The 4068-nt window shown below is 70.3% G+C and carries 4 protein-coding genes and 1 rRNA gene; all 5 read right to left on the bottom strand.

Annotated features, from left to right (window positions below; genetic code table 11):
- On the bottom strand, positions 1-658 hold a 658-nt coding region (locus tag NQ160_RS19880), incomplete at its 3' end, for a TlyA family RNA methyltransferase (RefSeq protein WP_257516836.1).
- Complete coding sequence (locus NQ160_RS19875) at positions 655-837, bottom strand: hypothetical protein (RefSeq protein ID WP_257516837.1); 183 nt, start codon at positions 835-837, stop codon at positions 655-657. The genes NQ160_RS19875 and NQ160_RS19880, both read right to left, overlap by 4 nt.
- Positions 838-866: 29 nt before the next feature.
- Entirely contained in the window at positions 867-1904 is a 1038-nt protein-coding gene (locus NQ160_RS19870) for an HAD-IIA family hydrolase (protein WP_257516835.1), read from the bottom strand.
- A complete protein-coding gene (locus NQ160_RS19865) occupies positions 1904-2815 on the bottom strand; it encodes a hypothetical protein (protein ID WP_257516834.1) in 912 nt (303 codons plus the stop codon). The genes NQ160_RS19870 and NQ160_RS19865 overlap by 1 nt, the downstream gene beginning before the upstream one ends.
- A 1137-nt stretch (positions 2816-3952) precedes the next feature.
- Positions 3953-4068, bottom strand: a 5S ribosomal RNA gene (gene rrf, locus NQ160_RS19860).

The following is a 4068-nucleotide window of genomic DNA, read 5'->3' as shown; positions in this document are numbered from 1 at the left end:
CCGCGTCCCATGCCGACCACAGCACGCCGGCGACGGCGTCGGCGCGCAGGCCGGCGTTCTTGACGAGCCCCTCACGCACGCCCGTGCGCCCCACCTCGAACTGCGGCTTGATCAGCAGGACGATGTCCGCGTCCGGGGCGCAGACGGCCACCACGGCCGGCAGCACGTGCGCGAGCGAGATGAACGACAGGTCGCCGGTGACCACCGACGGCGCCACGTCGACGCCCGAGGCCGCGGCGAGGCTCTCCGGAGTCATGTGCCGCACGTTGAACCCTTCGACGGCCCGCACCTCGGGGTCGGCGGCGACGGATGCCGCCAGCTGACCGTGGCCCACGTCGACGGCGAGCACGGGATGGGCGCCTCGTTCACGCAGCACCTGCGTGAATCCTCCGGTGGAGGCCCCCATGTCCAGCGCCGTCCGGTCCTTCACGTTCACGGTGAAGGCGTCGAGTGCCGCGATCAGCTTGTGCGCCGCTCGGCTGACGTAGTGATCGGATGCCGCGACGGTGATCACGGCATCCTCCCCCACACGTGCGGACGCTTTCACGAGCGGTTGCCCGTCGACGCTCACGAGGCCGGCGGCGATCAGCTGCGCGGCGTGCGTGCGCGAGCGCGCAAGTCCGCGCGCAGCGACGGCCGCATCGAGACGCTCCGTCATGCCGAGGGGTCTGCCGGGCCGGACTGCAGCCGACGGGCCAGTTCGTCGTGCAGCGCCGCGTACCCCTGTGCCCGCTCCTCGAGGGGCTGGCCCTCGATCACCTCGAGCGCCGACAGCAGATCTTCGCGCGGCTGCGCGGGTTCGGCTGCGGACGGCTCGGGCGCGGCATCCATCGACATGCCCCCAGGATAGGCGCTGGTCCGCCGGATCAGGGCCGGTGGAACGGGTCGGCGTACAGCCGCTCCGGCACGCGGAACCCGAAGATGCCACGTCCTGTCGCCCAGATCGCCGCCGCGCCCGCGCGCACGAGATCGATGGGGCGCGACCCCTCGGACAGGATGTGCACGTCGGGCCCGTCGATACGCACCGCTGCGTCGCGCACGGTGGTCGTGTCGCCCTTGATCTTCACCTCGGGGTACGGCTCGTGCAGCTCGCGCAGATCGCCCAGGATGTAGGTCGGCCGCGAATGCGGCGGCGCGGCCAGCACGTGCTTGGGACGGTCCACCCCGGTGAGGACGAGCACCGACGGGATGCCGGCGGCCTGAGCCCCCGCGATGTCGGTGTCGAGGCGGTCGCCGAGGAACAGCGGGTTCGATGCGCCGAAGCGGGCCACGGCTTCGTCGAAGATCGGGCGTTCCGGCTTGCCCGCCACGACGGCGAGCCGGCCGACCGCGGTATGCACGGCCGACACCAGGGTGCCGTTGCCCGGAGCGAGGCCCCGCGCCTGCGGGATCGTCCAGTCGGTGTTGGTGGCGATCCACGGGATGCCGCCCTCGTCCTCGGGCAGTGCGAGCGCGTACGCCGCTTCGGCCAGGTGCTGCCAGCCGACGTCGGGCGCGAAGCCCTGCACGACGGCGGCCGGCGAGTCATCGGCGCTGCGCGTGACTGCGTAGCCCGCCTTCTCCACCTCGACCGTCAGTCCGTCGCCGCCAACGACGAGGATGCGCGCGCCGGGCGCCACGCGCTCCCGCAGCAGCCGCATGGCCGCCTGCGGACTGGTTACGACGTCCTCGGGTTTGGTCGAAGACAGGCCGAGTTCACGCAGGTGGCTTGCCACGGTTGCGTCGGTGCGCGAGGCGTTGTTGGTGATGTAGCCGAGCCGGCGGGTCTGACCCGCGCGGACGAGGCTCTCCACCGCGTGCGGAAGCGGGCCGGGTCCGGCATAGACGACCCCGTCGAGGTCGGCCAGAACGACGTCGACTCCGTCAAGCGGCGTCGGCGTGGTGGTGCGCGAGAACAGCGCCATCACTTCTCCGGGGCGTCGTCCGACAGCCCGGCGTCGTCGAACAGCGTCTCGCTCTTCGGGTCGATGGCCTCATCGGCCACCGCAACCGTCTCGGGCTCCGCAACCGTCTCGGGCTCCGCAACCGTCTCGGGCTCCGCAACCGTCTCGGGCTCCGCAACCGTCTCGGGCTCCGCAACCGTCTCGGGCTCCGCGGCGGACGTGGCCCCCGACTCGGCTTCAGAGGCGTCGGCCTCAGCTTCGCCGCCATGAGCTTCGGCATTCTCAGCTCCAGCCTCAGCAACGACCTCCTCAGCCTCTTCGGCGTCGGCCTCGTCACCCTCAGCATCGTCGGGCTCGAGCGCGACCTCCTCGACCTCGTCGACGATCTGGAACTCCTCGTCCGCCGACGAACCGAGAGCAGCGTCGATCACCTCGGCGGCGACGATCGCGCGGCGCTGCCACTCGGCGGACTCGTCATCGCGTCCGAGCTCTGCCAAAACGGTCGCGCGGGCGGCGAAGAGCGCCGGGCTCCACTCGAAGGCACGGTCCGGATCCAGCTCGGGAATGTCCAGCTCCGCCAGTGCGCGCTGCGGCTGCCCGAGGTCCAACTGTGCGCCGGACATCGCGATCGCGAGCTCGACCCGCGCCGGGGTGGCAAGCGCCGCGCGGTCGACCGAGCGACCGAGCTCGAGAGCACGGTCGGGCCGCCCCACGCCGCGCTCGCTGTCGACCATGAGCGCGATCTGATCGTCGCGTCCCGAAATGCGCCGGTATGTCCGCAGTTCGCGCAGCGCCAGGGCGAAGTCCCCGATCGCATATGCCGTGATGGCGGCGGTCTCGCGCGCGACGGCGATGCGGCCGGCGCGGCGAATGGCGGCGAGGGCGTGCTCGTGTGCCAGTTGCGGGTCCTCCTCGATGAGCATCGCTGCCATCGCGAGGTGTCGACCGACTTGCTCGGCGTTCTCCTTGCTCAGGGTCTTCAGCTCATTGCGTGCCGAAGGGTGCAGATCTGCTGCCGTGACGTCGTCGGGGATGTGCGGTCCCGACTCACGCTCTTCCTGCGGGGGACGCGAGACTCGGCGATCGTCACGGGCATCGAACGGGCGCCCGCCTCCATCACGCTTCGCATAGGGCTTGCGCTCACCGTCGCGGGGCGGGTACGACTTACGCTCACCGTCGCGAGGGGCGTACGGACGACGCTCGCCATCGCGGGGCGGGTACGACTTACGCTCACCATCACGCGGCGGGTACGACTTCCGCTCACCATCACGCGGAGCGTACGGACGACGCTCACCATCACGAGGCGGGTACGACTTACGCTCACCATCACGGGGCGGGTACGACTTACGCTCACCGTCGCGGGGGGCATACGGACGACGCGCACCATCACGAGGCGGGTACGATTTACGCTCGCCATCGCGGGGGGCATACGGACGACGCTCACCGTCGCGGGGGGCATACGGACGACGCTCACCGTCGCGGGGCGGGTACGACTTCCGCTCACCATCGCGAGGCGGGTACGACTTCCGCTCACCATCGCGAGGAGTGTACGGACGACGCTCACCATCACGCGGCGGATACGACTTTCGCTCGCCGTCACGCGGAGCGTACGGACGACCCTCGCCATCACGAGGCGGGTACGACTTCCGCTCACCATCACGCGGAGCGTACGGACGACGCTCACCATCGCGGGGCGGGTACGACTTCCGCTCACCATCGCGAGGGGCGTACGGACGACGCTCACCATCGCGCGGCGGATACGACTTACGCTCACCATCGCGAGGGGCGTATGGACGACGCTCACCATCACGGGGCGGATACGACTTCCGCTCACCGCCGCCCGCTGCGGCCGGGCTGTCGCCGCCGCGCTGCTGGTACGGCTTGCGGTCGCCGTCACGCTTCACGAAGGGCTTGCGCTCCCCCGAGTTTCGCCGGTCGTCGGACACGTGCTTGGGGCGCCGGCGTTCTTCGCCATCCGGTCGCTTGTCGTCCGTCATCTCGGCTCCTTCCCTATTGCTTTGTTAACGCGAAATGGCCACCCAACTTTGGGTGGCCATTTCACGGAAGAAGTCCGGCGGTGTCCTACTCTCCCACAGGGTCCCCCCTGCAGTACCATCGGCGCTGAGAGGCTTAGCTTCCGGGTTCGGTATGGGACCGGGCGTTTCCCTCTCGCTATGGCCGCCGA

The organism is Microbacterium sp. zg.Y909 (assembly GCF_024626565.1).
This window is presented reverse-complemented; position numbering and strand designations above follow the sequence as displayed.